Source organism: Nocardioides cremeus, assembly GCF_030518195.1.
GTDB classification, from domain to species: Bacteria; Actinomycetota; Actinomycetes; order Propionibacteriales; family Nocardioidaceae; genus Nocardioides; species Nocardioides cremeus.
Genome location: NZ_JAULSC010000302.1, coordinates 1 through 275, shown reverse-complemented (window position 1 = coordinate 275; position 275 = coordinate 1). Strand labels below are relative to the sequence as shown.

Here is a 275-nt window from a genome sequence, read left to right as displayed (position 1 = left end):
GAGCACCAGCCTGGCCCTGAGCAGCTTGGCCCTGAGCACCAGCTTGTCCTTGGGCGACTTGTCCTTGAGCGGCCTGGCCCTGAGCAGCCTGTCCCTGCTGAGCAGTCTGCTGTCCCTGCTGGGCAATCTGCTGTCCCTGCTGGGCAGTCTGTCCTTGCTGAGGAGTGGTAGCTCCAGCAGTACCGGCAGTACCGGCGGTACCAGCAGTTCCAGCGGTGCCAGCGGTGCCAGCGGTGCCAGTAGTTCCAGTGGTGCCAGTAGTTCCAGCGGTGCCA

Annotated in this window: 1 protein-coding gene; it reads right to left on the bottom strand. The window is 64.7% G+C overall.

What is annotated here, in order from left to right; translation table 11 throughout:
- Window positions 1-275: hypothetical protein (locus tag QWJ41_RS21215; RefSeq protein ID WP_302710484.1), on the bottom strand; the 275-nt coding region annotated here is incomplete at both ends.